This is a genomic window from Azospirillum rugosum, from assembly GCF_017876155.1.
Classification (GTDB): domain Bacteria; phylum Pseudomonadota; class Alphaproteobacteria; order Azospirillales; family Azospirillaceae; genus Azospirillum; species Azospirillum rugosum.
Genome location: NZ_JAGINP010000011.1, coordinates 190,689 through 215,958 on the forward strand (window position 1 = coordinate 190,689; position 25,270 = coordinate 215,958).

Genomic DNA, 25,270 nt, shown 5'->3' on the forward strand with positions numbered 1-25,270 from the left:
ACAGTATCTGAGCAGCCAGCGCGAAGCCCAATGCCGCAACCGCAGGTCAGGCCCGCGCGCCCTTTCCGGAGCGCAGGGCAAGGCCGCTGCCCACCACGATCAGCGTGCCGGCGAACGTGTCCCAGCCCGGCCGCTCCCCGAACAGCAGCGCGCCGAACAGCACCGCCCACGCCATGGAACTGTAGGACAGCGGCGCCAGCACGGCGGCGGGGGCCAGCCGGTAGGCCTGCGTCATGGCCAGCTGCGCCACGGTGCAGAGCAGGCCGGCCGCGGCCATGCCCGCAAGACCGGCCGCGTCGGGCCACACGAAATCCGGCAGCATCAGCGCGCCGCCCAGCACCCCGCAGGCGAGCGTGAAATAGGCGACAATCGTGGCGTTGTGCTCCGTCCGGGCCAGCCGGCGCACGCAGATGGTGGCGAGCGCGCTGCACAGCGTCCCCGCCACACACAGCAGCGCCATGCCCGACAGCATGCCCTCGCCAGGCTTCAGCATCACCAGCACGCCGAGGAAGCCGACCACCACTGCCACCCAATGCCGGCGGCACACGGCTTCGCCCAGCAACGGGGCCGACAGGGCGGTGACGAACAGGGGGCCGGCGAAGCTGATCGCGTAGACGTCGGCGAAGGGCATGTCGGAGAAGGCCATGATGAAGCAGAACACCGAAAGCGCGCCGACGACCGACCGGACCAGATGCGCCGCCGGCCGACGCGTGGCGAGCAAACCCCAGCCGCCCGAGCGCGCCAGGACGATGGCGAGCGGCACGGCCGAGAACAGGGAGCGGAAGAACATCACCTCCGTCGCCGGATAGCGCAGCGTCAGCGTCTTCTGGACCACATCCATGGCGGCGAACAGCAGCAGGGATCCCAGCATCCAGGCCACTCCGCGCCGCAACGGACTCCACCGCTCCGGCCGGACCAGTGCACGGGCAGACGCGGGCAAGGGTGCGGGAAGCGCGCCGGCGAGCGCGGTGTCCGTGGTCATGGTCGGAGCCGGGGATGATGGTTGGTGGTCATAGGCCTTTTAGACGAATGCCCGTGATCGGCGGGTGCGAAGCGTCGCCGCCCCCGATTTGTCCCGCATGCCCCAGCACAACGGTGGGTTTATCCCGCGGCATCGCCCTGCAAGTCGCGCATCGTGAAACGACGGGACGGGCATCAAACGGTGGTTTTGCGAAGGAATCCCGGCACTTCGCGGAACGACGCTGGCCCGCGCGGCCGGTCCGGGCAGTCTGTCGGCCATCACCTGCCCCACCACGCAGCCACGCACGGCGAAGGCCCGACCATGACCGTCTCAACCCCCGTCCGCATCGTCCTCGGCTTCTCTCCCTGGATCGCCTTCGGCGCGCTCCAGCCGCTCGGCGGCCTGTGGCCGTCCCTCACCGCGCTTGGCCTCAGCCTCGGCCTCTGCGCCCTCGACCGCCGGCGCGGGTCGCTGAAGGCGCCGGAGCTGGTGGCCGCCGCCTTCTTCGCGCTTCTCCCGGCCTGTGGGGCGCTTGGCTGGGCTTGGCCCGCGGAGAACATCGGTCTGGTGATCCATCTGGTCCTGGCCGCCATGGCCTTCGGCGGCATCGCGCTCGGCACTCCCTTCACGCTGCAATACGCCCGCGAGGAGATGCCGCGGGAATACTGGCATCTGCCGCAATTCGTCGCCGTCAACTCGGTCATCACCGCGGTGTGGGGCGCGATCTTCCTGGTCGGCGCGGCGGCCTTCTGGCTCGCCCCGACCGTCGCCCCCGTGATCGGTTCGGCCGCCGCCTTGGCCGGCATCCTGGCGAACCGCCGCTTGCCGGACTGGTTGACCAAGCGCGCCATCGCAAAGCAGCTGGCCGCACGGGAGCCCTTCGCCTGGCCGGCGCCGGCGGTGATCGGCGCGAAGGACGCCGATTCCGACCGCGACGTGGTCGTCGTGGGTTCCGGCATCGGCGGGCTGACCGCGGGAGCCCTGCTGGCGGAGGCCGGAGCGCGCGTCACGGTGCTGGAGGCGCACGACCGGCCCGGCGGTTTCTGCACCAGTTGGGACCGCAAGGTCCGCCTCGCCGACGGATCCATGGGGCGGTTCGTGTTCGACGCCGGCGTTCACGACATCAGCGGCGCCCGCGCCGACGGCCCGGTCGGCCATCTGCTGCGCACCGTCGGCGCCGCGGATCGCGTCATTTGGCAACCGGTTAACCGCGGCATCCTGATGGACGGCCGCTTCCGCCTTCTCCCCGGCGATGCCGACGGGCTGGTCGCCATGGTCGCCGCCGAGCATCCCGGCAGCGCCGAGGGTGTCGCCGCCTTCATGGCGGAGATGCGCGGCGTCTACCGCGACCTGTTCCTCGACTGCGGGACCACCGGCCTGCCCCACATCCCGCGCACGGTGGAGGCCATGCGCGCCTACCCCCGGCTCTGCCCGCACGCCTTCCGCTGGCGCGACACCGGCTTCCTGGCGATGCTGGAGCAGTTCGTGCCCGACGGGGGCGCCCGCCGGCTGCTCGCCAGCATGACCGGCTACCTGTCGGATCGGCCGGAGACCCTGCGCGTCGGCCAGATGGCGGCGATCTTCGGGTACTTCTTCGACGGCGGCGTCTACCCGCAGGGCGGGTCGCAGCGGCTGGCCGACGCCCTGGCGGACTCGATCCGCGACAAGGGCGGAGAGGTCCTGCTGCGCACCCCCGCCGCCCGCATCCTGGTGGAAGGAGGCCGCGTGGCGGGCGTCCAGACTGCCGAGGGACGGCGCATCGCCACCCCGGCGGTGGTCTCCAACGCCGACGTCCGCCGCACCATGCTGGAACTGGTCGGGACGGAGCACCTGCCCGACGCCTACGCCGCCCGCTGCCGGGCGCTGCGCCCCTCCACCTCCGCCTTCATGGTGACGCTGGCGCTCGACACGGTGCCGGACCTGCCGGCCATGTCCTTTCTGACGGACGAGCGGATGGCGATCGCCCTGCCCTCGGCCCACGACTCATCGCTGGCGCCGGAGGGCTGCGCGGCGGTGTCGCTGATCAAGCTGGCGCCCGCGGAGGATGGCTGGGACCGCGAGGCGCCGGACTACCGCGCCCGCAAGGAGCGGGAGGGCGACGCGATGATCGCCGCGGCCCGGCGCCTGATCCCCGACCTGGACCGCCACATCCGGCAGCGCCAGGACGCCAGCGCCGCCACCTTCGCCCGCTACGCGCACACCACGGGCGGCGCCATCTACGGCGTCGACCCCGCCCAGGGTCCCCTGCCCCGCAAGACGCCGATCCCCGGCCTGTGCTTGGCCGGCGGCGGCGTCTACCCCGGGCCGGGCGTGGAGGCCTGCGTCATCTCCGGCCGCCTCGCCGCGGAGGCGCTGGTGGGGCCGATCGGGGTGCGCCGCCCGGCGGAGGAGCTTTGCGCAGCGTAAGGGGTGCCTTGGTGGTGAATAATCTTTAGCGCCCGATGCGCTCCGCAATCAGCGGCCCTGCCGCCGGGGCGGTGTCCGCGACGGTGAAGGCGCGGCGCAGCATGGCCGTCGCCTGCTCCACCTGGGCCTCGCTACGGGCGTGGACCAGGGCGAGCGGCCGGCCGGCCGGCCCGACCGCGGCGCCCAGGCCGGCCACGTCGGCGAGGCCTACCGCGAAGTCGATGGGATCGGTCGTCTTGGTCCGCCCGCCGCCCAGCGCCACCACGGCGATGCCGACCGCGCGGGTGTCGATGGCGGCCACCACGCCCTCGCGCTCCGGATAGACCGGGCGGACGATGGGGGCGGCGTCCAGGTAGCGGTCTGGGGCGTCCAGCAGGTCGGCCGGGCCGCCCAGCGCCCGCACCATGCGGGCGAAACGCTCCGCCGCTTGGCCGCTCGCCACCGCCTCGTCGAACATCGCGCGGCCCGTTGCAACATCCGGCGCCAGCTTGGCGAGCGCCAGCAGCTCCGCCGCCAGCGCGGCGGTGACCTCGTAGAGGCGCGGCTCCGCCTTGCCGCCGCGCAGGATGTCGATGCACTCCCGCATCTCCAGCGCGTTGCCAGCGGTCAGGCCCAGCACCTCGTTCATGTCGGTCATCAGCGCGACGGTGGGCAGGCCGGCGCCCTCCGCCACGGTGACGATGCTCTCCGCCAGCTCCCGCGCCTTGGCATAATCCGGCATGAATGCGCCGGAGCCGAACTTCACGTCCATCACCAGCGCGTCCAGACCGGCCGCCAGCTTCTTCGACAGGATGGAGGCGGTGATCAGGTGGATCGTCTCCACCGTCGCCGTGACGTCGCGGATGGCGTAGAGGCGCCGGTCGGCCGGCGCGATGTCGTCGGTGGCGCCGATGACCGCGCAGCCGACCTCCTTGACCACCTTTTCCAGCAGCGTCCGGTCGGGCTTGGCCTGATAGCCGGGGATGCTCTCGAACTTGTCGAGCGTGCCGCCGGTGTGGCCGAGCCCGCGGCCCGAGACCATCGGCACGAAGCCGCCGCAGGCGGCCAGCGCCGGGGCGAGGATCAGGCTGGTCTTGTCACCGACGCCGCCGGTCGAATGCTTGTCGACCACCGGTCCCGGGAGGTTCAGATGATCCCAGCGGAGCACGCTGCCGGAGTTCCGCATGGCCAGCGTCAGGGCGACCCGCTCGTCCAGGTCCATGCCCTGGAAGAAAATGGCCATGGCGAAGGCCGCCGCCTGCCCTTCGGTGACCGAGCCGTCGGTGATGCCGCGCACGAAGGCGTCGATTTCGGCGGCGTCGAGGTGCCTGCCGTCGCGCTTCTTGCGAATCAGTTCCTGGGGAAGCATGCCGAGTCCGTGTTGTGCCGGGCCGTTGGAGGCGCGCCTCTAATAGCCCGCCCCTTAATAACCGGCGGTGGCCGGAACGGCCACCGTGTCGTCGCCCTTGCCGCCATGCCCGCTGGCCGCCAGCAGCGAGTCGAGCAGGCTCGACGCGCCGAAGCGGAAGGTCTTGGGCGTCGCCCAGCCCTTGCCCTGGAGCTGGTCGGCCAGCGCCAGGAAGGCCGCCGCGCCCGCCGCGTCGCGGATGCCGCCGGCGGCCTTGAAGCCCACGGTCTTTCCCGATTCGTGGATGACGTGCAGCAGCAGCGTCGCCGCCTCCAGCGTCGCGGCCGGCTGCACCTTGCCGGTGGAGGTCTTCAGGAAGTCGGCGCCCGCCGCGATGCTGTCGCGCGCGGCCCAGGCCAGCAGGTCCGGGTCGGGGAAGCAGCCGGACTCCAGGATCACCTTCATGATCACGTCCGGCCCGCAGGCGTCGCGGCAGGCGCGGATCACGCTCATCGGCTGGGTGCGCGCGCCGTCGATGAAGGCCCGGTAAGGCAGCACCACGTCGATCTCGTGCGCGCCGTCCTTCACGGCGGCCTTCGTCTCCGCCGCCACCGACGGGGCGTCGGCTTCGCCCTTGGGGAAGTTCACGACGGTGGCGATCTTGACGCCGCTGCCCTTCAGGGCCTTGCGCGCGGTCTTCACGAAGCGCGGCCAGATGCACACGGCGGCCACCGCGCCGGCCGGCGTGACCGCCCGCTTGCACAGCTTTTCCACCGCATCCTCGGTGTCGTCGTCGTTCAGGCTCGTCAGGTCGAGCAGGCCAATGGCGCGCGCGGCGACCTTCGCGTCGGCCTTCGCGGCCGCGGCTTTGTCGAGCGCCTGTTGCAGGTCGGCGGGGAGTTTCATGGCCGGCGTCCGTCCTCTTCGTTCAGCCCTTCCAGGAAGCCGACCAGCAGCCGCTCCAGGTCGGAGGCGGCGGCCGAGGCGGCCCGCAACGTCTGGTCATGGTCCACCGGCCCGTCGCCGAGCCCCACGCCCAGATTGGTGATGACCGCGCAGCCCGCGACCCGCAGGCCGCAATGGCGCGCGATGATGCATTCCGGGACGGTCGACATGCCGACGGCGTCCGCACCCAGCACCTTCAACATGCGGACCTCGGCGGGCGTCTCGAAGGACGGGCCGGGGTAGGCGGCGTAGACGCCCTCCACCAGGTCGATGTTCTGCTCCAGCGCCTTGCGGCGCATCAGCGCGCGCAGAGCCGGGTCCCAGGCGTCGGTCATGCTGGGGAAGCGCGGCCCGAAGCTGTCCTCGTTCGGGCCGGTCAGGGGGTTGGCGCCCAGCAGATTCAGGTGGTCGGAGATCGCCATCAGCCGCCCCGGCCCGACCTCCACCCGCAGCGACCCCGCGGCGCAGGTCAGCACCAGCGTGTCGCAGCCGGCGAGCTTCAGCGCGCGGATCGCGGTCTTCAGCGCGTCGAACCCGTTGCCCTCGTAGGCGTGAACGCGGCCCTGCATGCAGGCGACCGGCTGCCCGCCCAGCTGCCCCATCACGAGGCGGCCGGCGTGGCCTTCCACGCTCGGCACCGGGAACCCGTCCAAGTCCCCGTAGGAGACGGCGATGGCGTCCCCGATCCGGTCGGCGAGGCCGCCGAGGCCGGAGCCCAGCACGATGCCCACCCGGGGCCGGAAGCCGGCAGCCCGGTGCAGGATTTCCGCGGCGGCGCGTGCGGCGGTCATGGTGGTCGGTCCTTAAAAGTCCAAGTTGTCGGGGCCGAAGGAATGCGGCAGCAGCTCGCCGAGCGTAAACGTGCGACGCAGCCCTTCCGGTCCGCAAACATGAATTTGCGTCTCGGGCGCGGCGAACTCGCGCAGGCGCTGGCGGCAGCCGCCGCAGGGCGTGCAGAGGATGCCGTCGCCGGGCTTGCCGCCCATCACCACGATCTCGCGGATCTTGCGGTCGCCGCCGACGATCATCGCGCCGATGGCCGAGGACTCGGCGCACTGGCCCTGCGGGTAGGCAGCGTTCTCCACGTTGGCCCCGGCGTAGACCCGGCCGGACTCGCCCAGGATCGCCGCGCCGACGGAAAAGCGCGAATAGGGGGCGTAGGCCTTCTCCATGGCCTCGCGCGCGGCATCGATAAGGCGATTGGGGTCGGACATCACCGTTCCTTCACGTACGGAATGCCGCTGGCCTTGGGCGCCACCGCCTTGCCGACGAAGCCGGCGAGGAGGAGCACGGTAAGGACATAGGGCAGCATTTGGATGAATTGTACCGGTATGACGCCGACAACCGGCAGGGGTACGCCTTGCAGGCGCACCTGCACCGCGTCGGTAAAGGCGAACAGCAGGCAGGCGAACAGGGTCGGCCAGGGCCTCCACTTGCCGAAGATCAGCGCCGCCAGCGCCAGATAGCCCTTGCCCGCCGTCATGTCGCGCACGAAGCCGGCGCCGTGCGCGGTGGACAAGTATGCGCCGGCCACACCGGTCAGGACGCCGGTGATGATCACCGCCTGATAGCGCAGCTTGGTCACCGAGATGCCCGCCGTGTCCACCGCCGCCGGGCTCTCCCCCACCGCGCGCAGGCGCAGGCCGAAGCGGGTGCGGGTCAGCACCCAATGCGTCGCGATCACGACCAGGACGGTCAGCCAGATCAGCACGTTGGCGTCGTCGAAAATCTCCCGGTAGATCGGCCCTATGACGGGGATGGGCGAGAGCACCTCCACCCCCGGCAGGTGGACCTGCGGCAGCCGCGCGGAGGACGGCAGCAGCGGGGTCTGCCCGCCCTGGTGGAACCAGGCGTAGGCCAGCGTCGGGGCCAGCCCGGCGACCAGGATGTTGATCGCCATGCCGGAGACGACCTGGTTGCCGTTGTGGGTGATGCAGGCGAAGCCGTGCACCAGCGACAGCGCCACCGAGGCCGCGATGCCGGCGAGCAGGCCGAGCCAGGGGTTGCCGGTTGAGGAGGCGACGGCGGCGGCGAAGAAGGCGCCGGCCAGCATCTTGCCCTCCAGCCCGATGTCCACCACGCCCGCCCGCTCCCCGTAGAGTGCGGCGAAGGCGGCGAGCACCAGCGGAGTCGCCACGCGGATGGTGGCGTCGACCAGCAGAAGGATCGCCAGGAAGACCTCGTCCATGTCAGGCCCTCCCCTCGTTGCGCGCGCCCCGCTTGCGGAACAGCGCCTCCACCTGCGGCTTGAACAGGTTCTCCAGCGCGCCGGCGAACAGGATGACGAGGCCCTGGATGACCATCACCAACTCGCGGTTCACCGTGGGATATTCGAAGGACACCTGACCTCCCCCCTGCGCCAGCATGCCGAACAGCAGGGCGGCCAGGATGATCCCCACCGGGTGGTTGCGCCCCATCAGCGCCACCGCGATGCCGACGAAGCCGACGCCGCCGGTGAAGTTCAGCAGCAGGCGGTGCTGCACGCCCAGGATCTCGTTCACCCCGACGAAGCCGGCCAGCGCGCCGGAGATCACCATGGCGAGCACGATGTTCCGCGCCGGCGAGATGCCGGCGTACACCGCCGCCCGCTCGTTCTGCCCCACGGTGCGGATCTCGTAGCCCCAGCGGGTGCGCCACAGGAACAGATAGAACAGCGCGCAGCAGGCCAGCGCCCAGGCGAAGGACAGGTTCAGCGGCGAGGGCGCCACCTCGATACCGATCCAGCCCAGCGCCCGGTCCATGGAGGGCAGCCAGGTGCCCGGATCGAACTCCCGCGTTTCCGGCGACTGCTGGCCCGGCTTGATCAGCACGTCCACCAGCAGGTAGGTCATGATGGAGGCGGCGATGAAGTTGAACATGATCGTCGTGATGACGATGTGGCTGCCGCGCCTGGCCTGAAGCCAGCCGGGGATCCAGGCCCAGGCGGCGCCGAACAGCGCGGAGACGAGGACGCCGGCGACCGCGACCACCGGCCAGGGCCAGCCGGTCATCGCCAACCCGACCAGCCCGGCACCGAGCCCGCCCATGTAGGCCTGTCCCTCTCCGCCGATGTTGAACAGGCCGCAGTGGAAGGCGACGGCGACCGCCAGCCCGGTGAAGATGTAGCTGGTGGTGTAGTAGAGGGTGTAGCCGATGGCCTCCGGATAGCCCACCGCCTCCGTCACCATCAGCGCCAGCACGTCCAGCGGGTTCTCCCCGATCACCAGGATGATCAGCCCCGACAGGATGAAGGCCGCCAGCAGGTTCAACAGGGGCAGCAGCGCGTAATTGACCCAGCCGGGCACCTCCCCCGGCATGCCGAACCCCTTCCCCGCCATTCCTCGCGCCATTCAGGCCCCATCCCTTCGGACGTCTGCGTGTTCGCGTGCGTGTGCAACGCGAACCGCCCAGGAAGGTGCCCCGGCGCGAGACGCAGCGCAAGCGTGACCGTCCTGAAGCGCCGCGGCACCGATCAACGACCTCAGGCCGCCGCCTCCACCCCCGCCATCATCAGGCCCAGGCGGCGCTCGATTTGCTCAAGGGCGGCATCATTCGGCGCGACCTCGCCCATCAGGCGGCCGTCGAACATGACCAGGATGCGGTCGGACAGGCTGACGATCTCGTCCAGTTCCACGGAGACCAGCAGGATCGCCTTGCCCTCGTCACGCAGGCGCACGAGCCGCTTGTGGATGAACTCGATGGCCCCGATGTCCACGCCGCGGGTCGGCTGGCCGACCAGCAGCAGGTCGGGGTTCCGCTCGATCTCGCGGGCCAGCACGATCTTCTGCTGGTTGCCGCCAGAGAAGTTGGCGGCGCGCAGCCGCGCGTCGCGCGGGCGGACGTCGTAGGCCTCCATCTCCGCCTCGCAGCGGGACAGTACGGCCGCGCGGTCCATCAGGACCCGGCCGTTGTAGGCCTGATCGTCGTGATGGCCGAGGATGGCGTTCTCCCGCGCCTCGAAGCTGGTGATCAGCCCGACCTTCTGCCGGTCCTCCGGCACATGGCCGACGCGCAGACCCCGCAGCGCCTTGGCGTTGAACAGGCCCGGCCGGTCGGCCAACTCCTCCCCACGCAGGCGCACGGAGCCGCCGGCGACCGGCCGCATGCCGGCCAGCGCCTCCAGCAGCTCCGACTGGCCGTTGCCGGACACGCCGGCGATGCCGACGATCTCGCCCGCCCGAACGGAGAAGCCGACGCCCTTCACCCGCTCCACGCCGGAGCGGTCGCGCAACGTGAGGCCCGACACCTCCAGCACCACGGGGCCGGGCTGGGCCGGCGCCTTCTCCACCCGCAGCAGCACCTTGCGGCCGACCATCAGCTCGGCCAGCTGCTCCTTGCTGGTTTCGGCCGTGCGGACGTTCGCCACCACTTCGCCCCGGCGCATGACCGTGACGTTGTCGGTCAGCTCCATGATCTCGCGGAGCTTGTGGGTGATGATGACGATGGTCTTTCCCTGCTCACGCAGCGCGCGCAGGATGCGGAACAGGTGGTCGGTTTCCTGCGGGGTCAGGACGCCCGTGGGCTCGTCCAGGATCAGGATGTCGGCGCCGCGGTAGAGCGCCTTCAGGATCTCCACGCGCTGCTGCGCGCCCACCGGTAGCTCGCCGACCGGGCGGTCGAGGTCCACCTCCAGCCCGTAGTCGCGGGCGAGCCTGACGAGTTCCGCCCGCGCCCGCTCCATCCCCGCGGCCAGCGTCACGCCGCCCTCGGCGCCGAGCAGGACGTTTTCCAGAACGGTGAAGGGATCGACCAGCATGAAGTGCTGGTGGACCATGCCGACGCCGGCGGCCAGCGCGTCGCGCGGGCTCTTGACCGCGACCGGCCGGCCATCCACCAGGATTTCTCCGCTGTCGGCGGGCAGGTAGCCGTAGACGATGCTCATGATCGTCGACTTGCCGGCCCCGTTCTCGCCGATCACGCCGTGGATCGTCCCCTTCGGCACGGCCAGTGACACGTCGCGGTTGGCGTGGTTGGCGCCGAACCACTTGTTCACCCCGCGGGTTTCCAGGGCCGGCGGGGTGAGGGTGGCGGCTGCGGTGGGGGCGTCGGGCATGGGTGGGGTCTTCGGTGTGTCGGACAGATTGCCCCCTCCCACCCGCTCCCGCGGGCACCCTTCCCCGCTTCGCGGTGGAGGGAAGGACAGCGGCAGTCCCCTCCACCGCGAAGCGGGGGAGGGTTAGGGAGGGGGCCGCGGCACGAGGAACTGAAACAGGATCAGGGCTGGTACGGCTTCACCTGAAGCTGCCCGGCGATGATCTTCTGCTTGGCTTCCTCGACGGCCTTTTCCATGTCCGGCGTGACGAGCTTGCGGTTGTTCTCGTCGAGCGCGTAGCCGACGCCCTCCTCCTTCAGGCCGACGACACGGTGGCCGGCCTTCCAGCTGCCCTCCTTGGCGGACTTCATGCAGTCGTAGACGGTGACGTCCACGCGCTTGACCATGGAGGTCAGGACCTTGCCCGGATGCACCCAGTTCTGGTTGCTGTCCACGCCGATGCCGAGCTTGCCGGCGTCCACCGCGGCCTGGAGTACGCCCAGGCCCGTGGCGCCCGCCGCCGCGAAGACGATGTCGGCGCCGCGGCCGAACTGGCTCTTGGCAAGCTCCGCCCCGCGGGTCGGGTCGTTCCAGGCGGCCGGGGTGGTGCCGGTCATGTTGGTGATGACCTCGCCGTCGGCCTTCACCTGTTTCACGCCCTGCTCGTAGCCGGTCAGGAAGTTGCGGATCAGCGGGATGTCCATGCCGCCGACGAAGCCGACCTTGCCGGTCTTCGACGCCATCGCCGCCAGCATGCCGACGAGGAAGGAGCCCTCCTGCTCCTTGAAGGTCACGGACTGGACGTTGGGCAGTTCCAGCTTGTCGTCGATCAGGCAGAACTTGGTGTTCGGGAACTCGCGGGAGACCTTGTCCGCCGCCGCGGTCTGCGAGAAGCCGACCGCCGCGATGACCGACGCGCCGCGCCGGGCCATGTTGCGCATGGCCTGTTCGCGCTGGCTTTCGTTGGTGATCTCGAACTCGCGGTAGTTGATGCCGGTTTCCTTCTTGAAGCGCTCCGCCCCGTTGTAGGCGGCCTCGTTGAAGGACTTGTCGAACTTGCCGCCCTGGTCGAACACGACGGCCGGCACGAACTCGTCGGCGGCCTGCGCCGGGGTCGCCAGGGGCGCCGCACCGGCGGCTACGGACAGCGTGAGGACCGCGAGGATACGCTTCATCATTCTTCTTTCCCTTCCCTGTTCCTTTCGCCCGTCCGACGGGTACCCCCGATCAACGGTTCAAGGACGCGCAGGATAGCCGGTCGTTCCACCGCACAACAGGGGAATTGCCGCCGCATCCCACAGCCTTGCGGCAGCGAATCCGGGCTTCGCCGGTTGACGCAGGGGCGGTGGACCGCTATCACCCCCCGCGGAGTCCATCCCGGACCGAATCAGTATGTGGGGGAGCATCGGCGTGCATGAGTTGGTGGTGCTGCTGCAAGGCATCGTCCTCGGGATCGCCATAGCCGCCCCGGTCGGCCCCATCGGGCTGCTCTGCATCCGCCGCACGCTCCAGTACGGCCCGGCGATGGGCTTCTTCACCGGCTTCGGTGCGGCGGTCGCCGACACCATCTTCGGCGCCATCGCCGCCTTCGGCGTGTCGGCCGCGCTCGATTTCCTCCAGGGGCACGAGGTCGCCTTCCAGCTGATCGGCGGCATCTTCCTGCTGGTCGTCGCCATCCGCACCTTCCGCAAGAAGCCGGAGGAGGACGAGCGGGAGGCCGACAAGGCCGCCGACACGCCGTCCTGGCTGGGCGGCTTCATGACCGGCCTGTCGCTGACGCTGACCAACCCGGCGACCATCATGGCCTTCATCGCCATCTTCGCCGGCTTCGGGCTGGGCGGGAACCTGGGGCGGGTGGACGCCAGCACGCTGGTGGCGGGCGTCTTCATCGGCGCCTGCACCTGGTGGATGAGCCTGTCCATGGGCGTGGCCGCCGTGCGCCACCGCATCTCCGACGAGCGGCTGACGCTGCTCAATCACTGCACGGGCGTGGCGCTGGCCGGCTTCGGGCTGTGGGCGCTCGGCATGGCTTTCACGGGCATGGCGGGTTGGGCGATGGGCTGAAGGCCGCGCCGGCACTGCGCCTGCGCGACTTCTGGTCCCGGCGGATCGACCGGAAATGCCGGACCAGCCGGTACAGGTACAGCCCGACCAGCGCCACCAGAAGCCCGATCGTGAAATAGCCGATCAGCCGGTTCGCGAAGGGCCAGGTGGACAGCATGTAGCCGGCCCAGGCCAGCAGCAGCGTCCACAGAATCGAACCAACGCCGGAATAGAGGCAGTAGAGCAGGATCGACATCCGGCAGGCCCCCGCCGGGATGGAGATCAGCGTGCGCACGCCGGGCACCGGCTGCGTCAGGAACACGGCGAGCCCGCCGCGCTTGGCGAACCAGTCGGTGCTGCGCCGGACCTTCTTCGGGTGGATGGTCAGCCAGGGGCCCCAGCGCTTCAGGAAGGCCTCCAGCCGGTCGCGGCCGAGCAGGCGGCTCGGCAGGAACCACACCAGCTGCCCGACCATCGAGCCCAGCCCACCGGCCAGCGCGATGCCCCACAGGCTGTATTCCCCATGCGCCGCCGCCAGCCCAGCCAGCGGGATCACCGACTCCGCCGGCACCGGCGGGATCACCCGCGCCAGCACGAGCAGGAGGAAGATGCCCACGTAGTTCATCGTGTGCATCACATCGACCAGCCAGTTCGTCAGCCCGCCATCCATGCGCGTCCATCCCGAGTTCCATGCCCAGGGAGGAACAACGATGAAGCGGGCGCGGTTCCGGCAACCCAGCCGCGAGGAACCGAGGGGGCTACTCGGCGGCGCGGTCGAACTGAAGGGCGGCGAGGCGGGCGTAGAGTCCCCCTTCGCGCACCAGATCCGCGTGGCGGCCGGTCGCGACGACGCGGCCCTCGTCCATCACCACGATGCGGTCGGCGTTCAGCACGGTCGCCAGACGGTGCGCGATGATCAGCGTGGTTCGGCCCTTCATCAGCCGGTCCAGCGCGTCCTGCACCATGCGCTCGCTCTCCGCGTCCAGCGCGCTGGTCGCCTCGTCCAGCAGAAGCACGGGCGGGTCGCGCAGGATGGCGCGGGCGATGGACAGGCGCTGGCGCTGGCCGCCGGACAGCCGCACGCCCTTCTCGCCGAGGTAGGTGTCGAAGCCCTGGGGCAGCGCCTCCAGGAACTCCAGCGCGTGGGCGGCCTCCGCGGCGGCGCGCACCTCGGCGTCGCTGGCGTCGGGACGGCCGTAGCGGATGTTCTCCCAGGCGTTGGCGGAGAAGACGACGGGATCCTGCGACACGAGGCCGAGGCGGCGGCGCACCTCCACCGGGTCGGCGTCGCGCAGTTCCACGCCGTCCAGCCGGATCGTTCCCGCCTGCGGGTCGTAGAAGCGCAGCAGGAGCTGGAACACCGTGGTCTTGCCGGCCCCCGACGGGCCGACCAGCGCCACCGTCTCGCCCGGCGTCACGTCGAGCGAAAAATCCTCCAGCGCGGCGCCGTTCGGGCGGGACGGGTAATGGAACCGCACGCCGGCGAAGGACAGCGCGCCCGTCGCCGGTTCCGGCAGGACCACCGGGCTGGCCGGGGCGCGGATGTCCGGCCGGGTATCCAGCAGGTCGAACAGCCGCTCCGTGGCACCGGCGGCGCGCTGGAGATCGCCGACCACCTCGCTGATGGCGCCGACGGAGCCGGCGACGACCACCGAATAGATGACGAAGGCGGACAGCTGGCCCGCCGACAGGCGCCCGGCCAGCACGTCGTGCCCGCCGATCCACAGGATGATGCCGACCGCGCCGAAGACCAGCACGATGACGATCACCGTCAGCAGCGCGCGCACCTTCACGCGGCGCACCGCGGTGGCGAAGGCGTCTTCCACCCGCGCCCCGAACAGGACGCGGTCGAGCGCCTCGTGCGTGTAGGCCTGGACGGTGCGGATCGCACTCAGCGTCTCCTCCACGAAGGAGCCGATGTCGGCGATCTTGTCCTGGCTGGCGCGCGACAGGGCGCGGACGCGGCGGCCGAAGAGGATGATCGGGAACACCACCAGCGGCACGACCAGGAAAACCAGCCCGGTCAGCTTGGGCGAGGTGATCAGCAGCATCCCGGTGCCGCCCAGGAACAGCAGCAGGTTGCGCAGCGCGATGGACACCGACGAGCCCACGACCACCTGCAGCACCTCGGTGTCGGTGGTCAGGCGCGACAGGATCTCGGACGTCTTGTTCGTCTCGAAGAAGCCGGGGGAGAGGCGCAGGACATGGTCGTAGACGGCCCGGCGGATGTCGGCGACGACCCGCTCCCCGATCCAGCTCACCAGATAGAAGCGCCCGAAGGTGGAGGCGGCCATCAGCACGATGACCGCCAGCAGGACCAGAAGCGCGCGGTCGAGCAGCGATGAATCGCCGGCCGCGAAGCCCTGGTCCACCAGGACCCGCATGCCCTGCCCCATGCCCAGCACCGTGCCGGCCGCCACCACCAGCGCCAGCATGGCGCCGAGGATCTGCGCCTTGTAGGGCCACAGGAAGGGCATCAGCCGGCGCAGCGGGGTCAGGTCGCGGCGGCGCGTGTCGTTGGACGCAGTTTCGTTGGACGCTGCTCGCGTCGATCGTGAGGATTGGCGAAACACCGAGGCTCCCCAGCGGCAGGGGCGCGGCGGACAGTCGGCCGCGCAAGGCTGACGCGGCATATAGCAAGGCCTCAGCACACCGACAAGGAGCCTGCGGCGCGGGACAAGAAGCCTACGGCGCGATGCAAAAAGCCCGCGGCGCAAATCGCCGCGGATGGCGGTTGCATCGCGCGGCCCTCTTTGCTATAGACGCCGCTCGCTTTGCAGGAACCCCGGCCATGAAGACTGATATTCATCCCGACTACCACGAGATCAACGTGGTGATGACCGACGGCAGCACGTTCAAGACCCGCTCCACCATGGGCAAGCCGGGCGACACGCTGCGCCTCGATATCGACCCGAAGTCGCACCCGGCCTGGACCGGCGTGCAGAAGCTGCTCGACACGGGCGGGCAGATCGCGAAGTTCAACAAGCGCTTCGCGAGCTTCGGCCTGAAGAAGTAAGCTTCTTCTCCGCAAAACGAAAAGGGGCGTCCGGTCCGCCGGGCGCCCTTTTCGCGTTTGCGCATTCTGAAACAGACGCCGCGCCGGATCAGCCGGCCACGGCGTGCTGCACCTCCATCCGCGCCCGCTCGTCCAGGCGGGACACGCGCATGTAGAGCCTGTGGCTGCGCTCCAGCAGGCTGCGCAGGCCTTCCGGCAGGGCCTCGTTGTCGGGGCCTGAGGGGTCGGTGCAGACGTCGCCGCCGGACAGCGCGAAATCCTCGCTCGCCGCCTGCTCGCGGGTGATCTCGCCCGCGTGGACGGCCTTCTGCGCCAGCAGCCACGCCATCACCTGGGTAAGGCGGCTGGTCACGCGCATGGATTCGTAGGAAATTTGCAGCCGGACGTGCGGGGGCAGCGTCCGGTGGTTCACGGCATCATGATAGGCGATGTAGTTGCGCGCCTCGATCAGCAGCGCCATCGTCTCGTCATAGGTACCGTTGAAGAAGGTCGGTGTTTCCATCACGGCCGTACCCCTCCCGCGGCCGGATGGCCCAATGTTGAGCCTCGCCGCAACTGATTAACAATCGATGAGTGTCCCGGGACCGCCGTCCGGCGAAGGCCTATCTGGCCTTTCGACAGGCCGTGCGCCACCCCGTTTGAAAAAACATAGGCCCTCTTGAAGAGGCCCAGGGGTCGCCTATCTCTCGCGGTACCGGCGGACGCCCATACGGGGTCCGCCTGGATCGCAAAGATGATCGCAAAGTTGGGGATCGACGATGATCGTGGTCCCCGAACGCTGTATCGCTCGATTGGAGGATATATCATGCGTACCTACGACCTTTCGCCGCTGTTCCGTTCGACCGTCGGTTTCGACCGCCTCTCGCGCCTTCTGGAGACCGCGATGACCGGCGACGAGGCCGCGGCGTCCTACCCGCCCTACAACATCGAAAAGACGGGTGATGACGCCTACCGGATCACCATGGCCGTTGCCGGCTTCGGGCCGGAGGACCTGGAGATCACCGCCCAGCAGAACTCGCTGGTGGTCACTGGCAAAGCTAAGAAGGATCAGGAAACCGGCCAATTCCTCTACCGGGGTATCGCCGGCCGCGCTTTCGAGCGCCGCTTCCAGCTTGCCGACTTCATCAAGGTGGCCAACGCCAACCTGCTGAACGGGTTGCTCCACATCGATCTGGTGCGTGAGGTTCCGGAAGCGATGAAGCCCCGCACCATCAAGATCGACAGCGCCGCGTCGCAGCAGCCGGCCCTGACCCAGCAGGCCGCGTAACACCCGACTTCGGTCAGATCACGGCTGGATCGTTTCCTGAACGGAACGGATGGCGCCCTGGGCAACCGGGGCGCCGTTTCGCTTTTGCAATGAAGTTCGATACGGAAGCCGAACGTTCCGGCTTCGCCATGATCCCGAAATTCCGGGTTCGTTACGCACCCATGGCGTTCAGATAGTCCGCCATGCTCAGCACGCGCTCCGCCGGCAGGCGGACGGTCACCGTGGTGCCCTGCCCCGGCGCGCTGTCGATGAGCATCGCGCCGCCGTGCGCCTCGACCAGCCGCTTGCTGATCGGAAGCCCAAGCCCGGTTCCCTCGTGGCCGCGCGTCATCGACTGGTCGATCTGGTTGAAGGGGACCAGCGCCTTCGGGATGTCGTCGGCCGCCATGCCGATGCCGACGTCGCGGACGAACATCTCCACACCACCGCAGGCGCCGCGGCGGGCGCCGATGGTGACGGTGTCGCCGGCTTTTGAGAATTTCACGCCGTTGGACAGCAGGTTCACCAACACCTGGCGCAGGCGCAGCGCGTCGCCGCGCACCGGCGGCAGGTCGTCGGACAGGTCGATGGACACCGCCACGCCGCGCTTTCCGGCCTGGATGGCGATCAGGTTCAGCCCCTGCCCGACCAGATCGGCGACGTCCACCGGCCCGTCCAGCAGGTCGAGCTTTCCCGATTCGATCTTCGTGATGTCGAGGATGTCCTCGATGATGCCCAGCAAATGCTCGCCCGACTGGCGGATGCTCGTGGCGTAGTCCGTGTAGCGGTCGACCTCGGTCGCCCCGATCAGCCGCATCTCGATCACCTGGGCAAAGCCGATGACCGCGTTCAGCGGCGTGCGCAACTCGTGGCTCATCACCTGGAGAAAGGCCGACTTGGCCCGGTCCGCGGCCTCCGCCGCCTCCTTCGCGCCGATCAGCTCCCGCTCGATCCGCACGCGCTCGGTGATGTCGCGGATGACCGCGATGAACATGCGGCGGCCCGCCACCTCGATGCAGCTGACCGCCAGTTCCACCGGGAACAGCGTGCCGTCGCCGCGCACCGCCATGACCGGACCGTCCTGCCCGGCGATGCGGGTGGTCCGGCCCACCGGGAAATGGTTCAGGTATCCGCTGTGGCGCGCGGCATCGGCGGGCGGCAGCAGCCGATCGATCCGGCCCCAGACGATCTCGACCGCCGGGATGCCGAACATCTCCTCCGCCGCCCGGTTGAAGCTGTGAACGATGCCCTCCTCGTCGGCGGTGAGAATGGCGTCGGCGGCGGCGTCGACGATGGCGTTGGTCCGCGCCTCCGCCATGCGGAGCGCCTCGGCCGTCCGCACATACTCGGTCATGTCGGTCAGCGTGCCGACAAAGCCCTGGAAGCGCCCGTCCGCGTCGGTGAGCGGGGAGCTTTGGCAGAGCACCGAGGTCGTCGTTCCCTCCGGCCCGAGGAAGCGCAGGTTGACCAGCATCGCGCGCCCCTCGGCCGTGCAGCGCGTCCATTCCGCCTCGAACCGGCACCGGTCGTCGGGATGGATGGCGTCGCGCCAGCCACGGCCCTGCACCTCGTCGGCGGCGACCCCGGTGATCTGCGCGAAGCGGGGATTGGCGAAGGTGATTTCCCCCCTGGCGTCCGTCTGGAAGATGCCGACGGGGGCGGAGCGGGCCAGCGTCTGGTACAGCGCCTCGCTCGCCCGCAGGCGGTTCTCCGCCTCCACCCGGTCGGTGACGTCGCGCACGTTGATGACGACGCCTTGCACGTCCGGGTCGTCCAGCATGTTGCAGGCGGCCGCCTCGACATGGCGCCAGACACCCCCGGCGTGGCGCAACCGGTAGACGGCGGGCTCCAGGGGGGCGCTGGGATCCGCCACGCGGCGGGCGAAGCGGCGGGCGGCGTCGGCGCGGTCGTCGGGGTGGACGTAGTCCAGCATGGCGGTCCCGACCACCGATTCCGGCTCATACCCGAAGACGCGCAGCGAGGAGCCGCCCACGAACCGGAACAGCCCGTCGCGCGACAGCAGGGCCGTCACGTCGCTGGCGTTCGTCATCAGAGCGGTCGCTGAGCGCTCGTTGATCCGCAAGGCCTGAGTCCTCCCACCGTTCCGGCTGGATGGATTCAGTAGACCGTCACTTCATTAACCGTTTATGACGTTGCCGAAATCGAACGCGAAAAAGCTAGCGGGCTTTCGGCGCCAGATGCTCGGCCAGTGCGTCGACGACGGCGTCCGGGCTTTCCGTCATGACCATATGGCCTATGCCCGGCAGCACGACGACTTGCGACGACTTGACCTTGGCGGCGAGCGCCCGGCCGGCCTTCGCCGGCGTCATGCGGTCGGCGGCGCCCAGCAGGAACAGCGTCGGGCAGGCCACCGCGGACGCCGCCTCCGTACCACGCGCGTAGGCGTTGCAGGCGGCAAGATCGACCCCGAGCACGCCCGGCGGGGTCCGCTGCATCAGGCGACGCCCGCCCGGCAGCAGGGCCAGCCCCGGCGCCGCCGACCCGCCGACATGGCCGCGCGGCCCGTGCCCCCAGCCGATGACCAGCTCGATCGACGACGGATCGTTCGCGGCCGCCGCGGCCAGCAGGTCGGGATGCACCGGCATCACCTCCGCCACGCCGAGCAGGGCCAGCGATTCGACGCGCCCCCCATGGCGCGCCGCGGTGTCCAATGCGACCAGGGCGCCCATGGAATGGCCGACCAGCGCCGCCCGCTCCACGCCGGCGGCGTCCAGCAGCGCCACGATCCAGTCCGCCAGTTCCGCCACGGAGGCGAGCGGCGCGCCGGCGGAGCGGCCGTGCCCCGGCAGGTCCACCGCCAGCACCGCGCGCCCGTGATGGGCGAGGTAGCGGGTTTGCAGGCTCCACACCGTGTGGTCCATACCGGCGCCGTGGATCAGCACCACGACCGGCAGGGCCGGATCGAACGGACGGCCGCCGGTGTGGGCGTAGACCGCGTGGCCGTTGACGGAAAGTTCCATGGCGGCCCCCTTACGGCTTGGTCGCGGCGCGCAGCGCCTGCCGCAGGTCGTCGATCAGGTCGTCGCAATCCTCCAGCCCGATGGACAGGCGGATCATGTCCTCCCCCACCCCGCTGGCCTTCAGCGCTTCGGCGTCGAGCTGCGCGTGGGTCGTGCTGGCCGGGTGGATCACCAGCGACTTGGCGTCGCCGACGTTGGCGAGGTGCGAGAAGAGCGCCAGCTTCTCGATGAAGCGCCGCCCGGCGTCCCGACCTCCCCCCGGATCAGAAGAACGGATGCCGAAGGAGATGATGGAGCCGGCGCCGTGCGGCAGCAGCCGGGCGGACAGCCGGTGGTCGGGATGGTCGACCAGCTCCGGATAGGTGACCCAGGCGACCGAGCCCTTGTCCGAATAGGCCTCAGACTCAAGGAAGCCGACAACCTTGCGGGTGTTGTGGATGTGCCCCTTCATGCGCAGCGGCAGAGTCTCCACGCCCTGGAGGATCTGGAAGGCGTTCATCGGGCTCATGCAGGCGCCGAAGTCGCGCAGGCCCTCCGCGCGGGCGCGCATGACGAAGGCCGCGGGGCCGAACTCCTCCACGAAATCGATGCCGTGATAGCCGGCGTAGGGCTCCGTCAGGGTCGGGAACTTGCCGGACGCCTCCCAATCGAAGGTGCCGCCGTCGATCACCACGCCGCCGATGGCGACGCCATGGCCGGCCAGCCACTTCGTGCAGGAATGCATGACGAGGTCGGCGCCGAACGACAGCGGCTTGCACAGGTAGGGCGTGACGAAGGTCGCGTCCACCAGCAGCGGCAGGCCGGCGTCATGCGCGATCTGCGACACCTTGGGGATGTCCAGCACCTCCAGCCCCGGGTTGCCCAGCACCTCGCCGAAGACCAGCCGGGTCTCCGGCCGGATCGCGTTGCGGAAGCCGTCGAGGTCGCGTGGGTTCACGAAGGTCGTCGTGATGCCGAAGCGCGGCAGCGTGTAGGCCAGCAGGTTGCGGCTGCCGCCGTAGAGGGAGGAAGACGCGACGATGTGCCCGCCGGCGTCCATCAGCGTCAGGATCGCCAGAGTCAGCGCCGCCTGGCCGCTGGCCGTGCAGACCGCGCCGACGCCGCCTTCCAGCGCCGCCAGCCGCTCCTCCAGCACCGCGACGGTGGGGTTGGAGATGCGGGAGTAGATGTGCCCGGCGCGCTCCAGGTTGAACAGCGAGGCCGCGTGGTCCGTGTCGTCGAACACGAAGGACGTCGACTGGTAGATCGGCACCGCCCGCGCCCCGGTCGCCGGGTCGGGCCGCTGGCCGGCGTGCAGGCTCAGCGTGTCGAACTTGAGGAACTTGGCCTCGGCCATGCGCTTCCCCCCTAAAGGTAGGGGGCCGCCCGGTGTTCGAGCGGCCCCCTGTTGTTTTTGCGTTTTTTGCCTGCCCTGCTCAACTCAATGAGCTGTGTTGCGCCGAGCGTATGGCTGGATGACCCAAAGGTCAAGATGCTAGCGTTGCCCATATCGATGGGCCGGATCGGAAGAGTCGAAGGGCTGACGCGCAAACGCTACTTACGAACTTTCACATCATGCACGTCACCCTGTGGTGAACCGCCACCCCTCAGCCAATTTGCTGCACCCCCAACGTCGCCGATCAGCACTACCCCGTGCCCAAGGCCGCTCGCAGTTCGTCGGTAATTTCCCTCATTTCCTCGCTCAACGATTGGATGTCCAACCGCCGATCCTTTGCCACGACATCGATAAATTGCCGAGCCACATCGTAAAATTTTTCCGATATCCTCCAATCGAACTTCCTATAATATCTGGGGCCGCCATTCTCCATAAAGCATTTCATTTCATGATCTTCAATGTTACGGACAATTTGCAAGAACAAGTAACAATTTATCAGTGAGTTTTCGATCCACCGCGAAGTGGTTATCCGCTGCCCATATTTAAAGCAACCATGAAAATCGGTCGCCATAACTCGGGGGACGAGCGTTTCCTGTATAGCATTCTCGATATAACGAGTGTTCCACAGAATATTCTTCAGGAACAAAGTTCCGAATTTGGTGATACAATACCGAAACTCACCGGTCTCATATCGAACTTTTACAAAACTGCCCGAGTGCAATAGATCAATGTTGACCATTAATTCTCTGTCTTCGATGGTATATCCAAGCATATACAAAAACCGCCTTATAGACCCAACGCCAACATAATTCCTCGAGAAAGCAAGCAGTTGCAGGACACGAAGTTTCAACACGAGAAAATTATGAACATCACTTCTGCTAGCATCCACCATATGGTAATTGAATATATTATCGATGCTAGCACCACGAACGACAGGTATAATTTTCTCGCCGATAGAAAATTTGTTAAAAAATCCGACCCCTTCACGTATTAAATAAGCCTCAAAAACATCATATTGGTCATATTTCTCGATAGAGTCTGAAATCCGTGGGCCACCCTTCAGCAATAAAAGATCCTTTTCTTCGACATATTCAAATATTTCGAAGACGTTTTTGAAGGCACTGTTCTGGTTTATTATCCTTGTAATTAACCATGACGCGATCTCGACGAGAGACTCCATGATGTGTCGATGATTGTGATCGAAAAGCGCCGAAATCTCCTGCTTCTCGGAAACTCCCAAACTGCGTTCCATGGCTTCAAGAAGCGCAAGCATGAACCATGACACAGCTTCTTCGCCGCCCCGCCAGAATTTGCTGTCCTTCTTTACGTCATGAATGTAATATCTCACCCCCCGCTCAAGGAGCCTGCGGAACTCACACGGAATGAGGATAGACGGACGGATTCGCCGCATTCTTTCACTGTGATTCACAACGAATCGCTCGTGCGTGCAGTTCCTTAATGTGACAATGTAGTTGCTATGCGAAACAGTGTATTGAGGGGCTTGGACTCCAAACAGAACAGTCGCGATGTCATCGAACAGTTCGGCATGTTCACCCTTAACAACTTCATCAAAGGTCAGGGCGTCCATGCCATCAATTGCAATGAGAAAATAAAAATCGAGGCTGCGCAAGAAGTCGACAGCAGGACCGAAGGTATCCATCACGCTTTCATCGCAGTCCGCATTCGGATTTATGATGAAGTAAAGATCGCGATCATTTATCGCGATACGTCTTTTCTGACAATACTCCTTGAATCCGTTAACAAATGACCGAACACCACCACATGCATTGAGCGCAACAGAGTTAAGCTGAAACGATACCAGGATATTCCGCAGCACAATATCCCGTATCCTCGCATACCTTTTGTCCTTCGGAAGACGTCCCTGGATGTTACTGCTCGCCGTAAACTGGCTATGATCTATATGGACAAAAAGAATTTTTTCGTTGGCAAAGCTATCCTTGTATCCGTTTTCGACGAATTTTATAAACGTTGACTTACCGCTCCCCACCTTTCCAAGAATAAACTCAACGACGGGGAGATATGTCTGTCCTTTTTTTGATCTGTTCTCCCTAATTTTTGAGATCAGACCATCAACCCAGTCGTCCGTAGCGCCACGTGTCCTATTGATGTAGGCCTCATACCCGACGTACCCCGTGAAATTCTCGATCTGCGACTGCGAAGGGTAGACGTAGCCAAGGTCACTATCGAACACCGCGTTGCCGTCCGGAAGCTGAAACAAACAACGCTCCAGAACTCTAAAAAAGTCCGATATGTAGCTGAAAGATTCAGATATGTTGTAGCGGTGATACCTCACTTGGTTCCGGGGATTCTGCCCATCCTGGTGCGATCTGCTGATGAATTCACAGAATGACAGATCGTCCTCAGGAATATCGAGCATCTTGTCGCGAAAAAACTCCGACATGGCCGTTTCCATTATCCCCTCCCGCACCGACAAGGATTCCAAACAAATGATCGATAACTCACCATACGCACGCATTTATTAATCGACACCTGCGCACGCGAGCCTGCTCCTAAAATTTATTTCTTTTTCCTTTTCCGTTCAATCGATACCAGTTCGACTGAAAGCGCGACAGAATGACGCTTCTGTCCTTGCCCGATGATTAAAATGCCTTCATCAAACGGCGCAGGCACCGCTTCATATTACGGGCTTAATGCGGGAACATCACCGAAACATCGACAAACCCCGATCGGTGCTTGTAACGGAGCCTTGGGCCGGTAAGATTGCAGATCAAAACCTCCACCGGGCCGAGCAAAATCAATGGCTTGAGCCTATGGAAGCGGAGTTTTGATCCGCGCTCTAAATCACGCACCCACCTCCACCATCGTTTCTTCCACCAGCCAATCCACGACCTGCGCCAGGGCCTCCCACCCCGTCGCCCCCTGCTCCAGCGCGTCGCGGTAGATGGCGACCTGGCGGTGGGCGCTGGTGCCGCGGTGGATGATGTCGCGGGCGTGCGCGACCTCGGCGGCGCAGCCGAAATGCTCCGCGTCCTCGCGGGTCAGCTCGATCAGTTCCTCCATCAGATCGGCGTAGGGCACGATCTTGCCTTGGCCGAAATCCACCAGCCCGTCGTCCAGGCCGTAGCGCTGGGCGCGCCAGCGGTTCTCTTCGATCAGCAGGTTCTTGTAGGGCCGCCACGTCACGTTCTTCAGCCGCAGCCGCCACAGCATGCGTAGCAGGCAGCGGTACAGCGCCGCCACCGTCACCGCGTCGTCCAGCCGGGTGCAGACGTCGGTGATGCGCATCTCCAGCGTGGGGAAGCGCTGCGACGGGCGGATGTCCCACCACAGTTTGCTGGCGTCCTCGATGATGCCGGCGTTGACCAGCACGTTCACCTGCTGCTGGTACTCGCCGAAGCTCTGGAACCCGTCGGGCATGCCCGTGCGCGGCAGTTCGTTCCACACCGACAGGCGGTAGGACTTGCGCTCCATGTCCTGCCCGCGCCAGAAGGGCGAGGAGGTGGACAGGGCCAGAAGGTGCGGCAGGAAATAGCGGACCTGGTTCATCAGGTCGATGCGCAGGTCGTCGTCCTCGATCCCCACATGGACGTGCATGCCGCAGATCATCAGCCGCCGCGCCGGGGCGCCCAGGTCGCGGGCCAGCATGTTGTAGCGGTCGCGGTTGGTGTGCTTCTGCGGCTCCCACGCCGCGAAGGGGTGCGTGGAGGCGGCGATGGGGGCGAGGTCATGCTCCCGCGCCACGCCGGCCACAGTGGCGCGCAGGCTGGCGAGTTCGGCCCGCGCCTCCGCAAGGTCGGCGCAGACCGGCGTGCCGACCTCGATCTGGCAGCGCAGGAATTCCGGGTGGATGCGGCCCGGCGCCCGCTCCTGGCAGGCGTCCAGCATGCCGTCGGGCGGGTTGCGCGCGATGTCCCGCGTGCTGCGGTCCACCAGCAGATACTCTTCCTCAAGCCCCAGCGTGAAGGCCGGTTCCATGC

At 67.3% G+C, this 25,270-nt stretch carries 21 protein-coding genes; 4 read left to right on the forward strand and 17 right to left on the reverse strand.

Features of this window, described 5'->3' with window-relative positions:
- Positions 1-46: 46 nt before the first annotated feature.
- Entirely contained in the window at positions 47-982 is a 936-nt protein-coding gene (locus tag J2851_RS16660; protein WP_281416038.1) for a DMT family transporter, read from the reverse strand.
- A 300-nt stretch (positions 983-1,282) separates the two neighbouring features.
- On the opposite strand from J2851_RS16660, the gene J2851_RS16665 reads away from it, so the two are divergent.
- Positions 1,283-3,367 carry a phytoene desaturase family protein gene (locus tag J2851_RS16665; RefSeq protein WP_209767504.1) on the forward strand — a complete coding sequence of 695 codons (2,085 nt, stop codon included), beginning with the start codon at positions 1,283-1,285 and terminating at the stop codon, positions 3,365-3,367.
- 25 nt (positions 3,368-3,392) lie between these two features.
- Here the strand turns inward: J2851_RS16665 and deoA are convergent, their stop codons facing one another.
- The 8 genes from deoA to J2851_RS16705 form a co-directional block, all read right to left on the reverse strand.
- Complete coding sequence (gene deoA / locus J2851_RS16670) at positions 3,393-4,715, reverse strand: thymidine phosphorylase (protein ID WP_209767505.1); 1,323 nt, start codon at positions 4,713-4,715, stop codon at positions 3,393-3,395.
- Between the two features lie 54 nt (positions 4,716-4,769).
- A complete protein-coding gene (deoC, locus tag J2851_RS16675) occupies positions 4,770-5,600 on the reverse strand; it encodes a deoxyribose-phosphate aldolase (protein WP_209767506.1) in 831 nt (276 codons plus the stop codon).
- Positions 5,597-6,430, reverse strand: a complete 834-nt coding sequence (locus J2851_RS16680) for a purine-nucleoside phosphorylase (protein WP_209767507.1) — start codon at positions 6,428-6,430, stop codon at positions 5,597-5,599. The genes deoC and J2851_RS16680 overlap by 4 nt, the downstream gene beginning before the upstream one ends.
- Positions 6,431-6,442: 12 nt before the next feature.
- A complete protein-coding gene (gene cdd / locus J2851_RS16685; protein WP_209767508.1) occupies positions 6,443-6,853 on the reverse strand; it encodes a cytidine deaminase in 411 nt (136 codons plus the stop codon).
- A complete protein-coding gene (locus J2851_RS16690; RefSeq protein ID WP_209767509.1) occupies positions 6,853-7,827 on the reverse strand; it encodes an ABC transporter permease in 975 nt (324 codons plus the stop codon). Before J2851_RS16690 ends, cdd begins: the two co-directional genes overlap by 1 nt.
- A gap of 1 nt (position 7,828) precedes the next feature.
- Entirely contained in the window at positions 7,829-8,968 is a 1,140-nt protein-coding gene (locus J2851_RS16695) for an ABC transporter permease (protein ID WP_246500712.1), read from the reverse strand.
- 131 nt (positions 8,969-9,099) lie between these two features.
- Entirely contained in the window at positions 9,100-10,671 is a 1,572-nt protein-coding gene (locus J2851_RS16700; protein WP_209767510.1) for an ABC transporter ATP-binding protein, read from the reverse strand.
- 161 nt (positions 10,672-10,832) lie between these two features.
- The gene (locus J2851_RS16705; protein ID WP_370881325.1) at positions 10,833-11,828 is read right to left on the reverse strand and encodes a BMP family lipoprotein; all 996 of its coding nucleotides are present in this window, start codon (positions 11,826-11,828) and stop codon (positions 10,833-10,835) included.
- A gap of 232 nt (positions 11,829-12,060) precedes the next feature.
- Between J2851_RS16705 and J2851_RS16710 the strand changes: the two genes are divergently transcribed.
- Positions 12,061-12,714: a LysE family translocator gene (locus tag J2851_RS16710; protein WP_307420461.1), complete on the forward strand. Its 654-nt coding sequence runs from the start codon at positions 12,061-12,063 to the stop codon at positions 12,712-12,714.
- Here J2851_RS16710 and J2851_RS16715 read toward each other — a convergent pair.
- Together J2851_RS16715 and J2851_RS16720 are read right to left on the reverse strand one after the other, a co-directional pair.
- Entirely contained in the window at positions 12,683-13,363 is a 681-nt protein-coding gene (locus tag J2851_RS16715) for a DedA family protein (RefSeq protein WP_209767512.1), read from the reverse strand. The two genes, J2851_RS16710 and J2851_RS16715, sit on opposite strands and share 32 nt — an antisense overlap.
- Before the next feature lie 88 nt (positions 13,364-13,451).
- On the reverse strand, positions 13,452-15,326 hold the full coding sequence (locus J2851_RS16720; RefSeq protein ID WP_209767513.1) for an ABC transporter transmembrane domain-containing protein: 1,875 nt from the start codon (positions 15,324-15,326) through the stop codon (positions 13,452-13,454).
- Between the two features lie 158 nt (positions 15,327-15,484).
- Between J2851_RS16720 and rpmE the strand changes: the two genes are divergently transcribed.
- Positions 15,485-15,709 carry a 50S ribosomal protein L31 gene (gene rpmE, locus J2851_RS16725; RefSeq protein ID WP_014241009.1) on the forward strand — a complete coding sequence of 75 codons (225 nt, stop codon included), beginning with the start codon at positions 15,485-15,487 and terminating at the stop codon, positions 15,707-15,709.
- An 88-nt stretch (positions 15,710-15,797) separates the two neighbouring features.
- Here the strand turns inward: rpmE and J2851_RS16730 are convergent, their stop codons facing one another.
- Positions 15,798-16,211, reverse strand: a complete 414-nt coding sequence (locus tag J2851_RS16730; RefSeq protein ID WP_209767514.1) for a DUF1465 family protein — start codon at positions 16,209-16,211, stop codon at positions 15,798-15,800.
- 303 nt (positions 16,212-16,514) lie between these two features.
- Between J2851_RS16730 and J2851_RS16735 the strand changes: the two genes are divergently transcribed.
- On the forward strand, positions 16,515-16,976 hold the full coding sequence (locus tag J2851_RS16735) for an Hsp20 family protein (protein ID WP_209767515.1): 462 nt from the start codon (positions 16,515-16,517) through the stop codon (positions 16,974-16,976).
- 151 nt (positions 16,977-17,127) lie between these two features.
- Here J2851_RS16735 and J2851_RS16740 read toward each other — a convergent pair whose 3' ends face one another.
- From J2851_RS16740 to J2851_RS16760, 5 genes are all read right to left on the reverse strand, one after another.
- Positions 17,128-19,005 (reverse strand): PAS domain S-box protein, encoded by a 1,878-nt coding sequence (locus tag J2851_RS16740; RefSeq protein WP_209767516.1) that lies wholly within the window; start codon positions 19,003-19,005, stop codon positions 17,128-17,130.
- 127 nt (positions 19,006-19,132) lie between these two features.
- Positions 19,133-19,936 (reverse strand): alpha/beta fold hydrolase, encoded by an 804-nt coding sequence (locus tag J2851_RS16745; protein WP_209767517.1) that lies wholly within the window; start codon positions 19,934-19,936, stop codon positions 19,133-19,135.
- A 10-nt stretch (positions 19,937-19,946) separates the two neighbouring features.
- Complete coding sequence (locus J2851_RS16750; protein ID WP_209767518.1) at positions 19,947-21,272, reverse strand: O-acetylhomoserine aminocarboxypropyltransferase; 1,326 nt, start codon at positions 21,270-21,272, stop codon at positions 19,947-19,949.
- 289 nt (positions 21,273-21,561) lie between these two features.
- Positions 21,562-23,745 carry a hypothetical protein gene (locus J2851_RS16755; protein ID WP_209767519.1) on the reverse strand — a complete coding sequence of 728 codons (2,184 nt, stop codon included), beginning with the start codon at positions 23,743-23,745 and terminating at the stop codon, positions 21,562-21,564.
- A gap of 389 nt (positions 23,746-24,134) precedes the next feature.
- The gene (locus tag J2851_RS16760) at positions 24,135-25,268 is read right to left on the reverse strand and encodes a carboxylate-amine ligase (protein ID WP_209767520.1); all 1,134 of its coding nucleotides are present in this window, start codon (positions 25,266-25,268) and stop codon (positions 24,135-24,137) included.
- Positions 25,269-25,270: the final 2 nt, after the last annotated feature.

What these genes read in the sequence shown, in the direction of transcription:
- J2851_RS16660 (WP_281416038.1), bottom strand. Translation starts at nt 982, where the DNA reads ATGACCACGGACACCGCGCTCGCCGGCGCGCTTCCCGCACCCTTGCCC.
- J2851_RS16665 (WP_209767504.1), top strand. Translation starts at nt 1,283, where the DNA reads ATGACCGTCTCAACCCCCGTCCGCATCGTCCTCGGCTTCTCTCCCTGG.
- deoA (WP_209767505.1), bottom strand. Translation starts at nt 4,715, where the DNA reads ATGCTTCCCCAGGAACTGATTCGCAAGAAGCGCGACGGCAGGCACCTC.
- deoC (WP_209767506.1), bottom strand. Translation starts at nt 5,600, where the DNA reads ATGAAACTCCCCGCCGACCTGCAACAGGCGCTCGACAAAGCCGCGGCC.
- J2851_RS16680 (WP_209767507.1), bottom strand. Translation starts at nt 6,430, where the DNA reads ATGACCGCCGCACGCGCCGCCGCGGAAATCCTGCACCGGGCTGCCGGC.
- cdd (WP_209767508.1), bottom strand. Translation starts at nt 6,853, where the DNA reads ATGTCCGACCCCAATCGCCTTATCGATGCCGCGCGCGAGGCCATGGAG.
- J2851_RS16690 (WP_209767509.1), bottom strand. Translation starts at nt 7,827, where the DNA reads ATGGACGAGGTCTTCCTGGCGATCCTTCTGCTGGTCGACGCCACCATC.
- J2851_RS16695 (WP_246500712.1), bottom strand. Translation starts at nt 8,968, where the DNA reads ATGGCGCGAGGAATGGCGGGGAAGGGGTTCGGCATGCCGGGGGAGGTG.
- J2851_RS16700 (WP_209767510.1), bottom strand. Translation starts at nt 10,671, where the DNA reads ATGCCCGACGCCCCCACCGCAGCCGCCACCCTCACCCCGCCGGCCCTG.
- J2851_RS16705 (WP_370881325.1), bottom strand. Translation starts at nt 11,828, where the DNA reads ATGATGAAGCGTATCCTCGCGGTCCTCACGCTGTCCGTAGCCGCCGGT.
- J2851_RS16715 (WP_209767512.1), bottom strand. Translation starts at nt 13,363, where the DNA reads ATGGATGGCGGGCTGACGAACTGGCTGGTCGATGTGATGCACACGATG.
- J2851_RS16720 (WP_209767513.1), bottom strand. Translation starts at nt 15,326, where the DNA reads ATGCCGCGTCAGCCTTGCGCGGCCGACTGTCCGCCGCGCCCCTGCCGC.
- rpmE (WP_014241009.1), top strand. Translation starts at nt 15,485, where the DNA reads ATGAAGACTGATATTCATCCCGACTACCACGAGATCAACGTGGTGATG.
- J2851_RS16730 (WP_209767514.1), bottom strand. Translation starts at nt 16,211, where the DNA reads ATGGAAACACCGACCTTCTTCAACGGTACCTATGACGAGACGATGGCG.
- J2851_RS16735 (WP_209767515.1), top strand. Translation starts at nt 16,515, where the DNA reads ATGCGTACCTACGACCTTTCGCCGCTGTTCCGTTCGACCGTCGGTTTC.
- J2851_RS16740 (WP_209767516.1), bottom strand. Translation starts at nt 19,005, where the DNA reads ATGACGAACGCCAGCGACGTGACGGCCCTGCTGTCGCGCGACGGGCTG.
- J2851_RS16745 (WP_209767517.1), bottom strand. Translation starts at nt 19,936, where the DNA reads ATGGAACTTTCCGTCAACGGCCACGCGGTCTACGCCCACACCGGCGGC.
- J2851_RS16750 (WP_209767518.1), bottom strand. Translation starts at nt 21,272, where the DNA reads ATGGCCGAGGCCAAGTTCCTCAAGTTCGACACGCTGAGCCTGCACGCC.
- J2851_RS16755 (WP_209767519.1), bottom strand. Translation starts at nt 23,745, where the DNA reads ATGGAAACGGCCATGTCGGAGTTTTTTCGCGACAAGATGCTCGATATT.
- J2851_RS16760 (WP_209767520.1), bottom strand. Translation starts at nt 25,268, where the DNA reads ATGGAACCGGCCTTCACGCTGGGGCTTGAGGAAGAGTATCTGCTGGTG.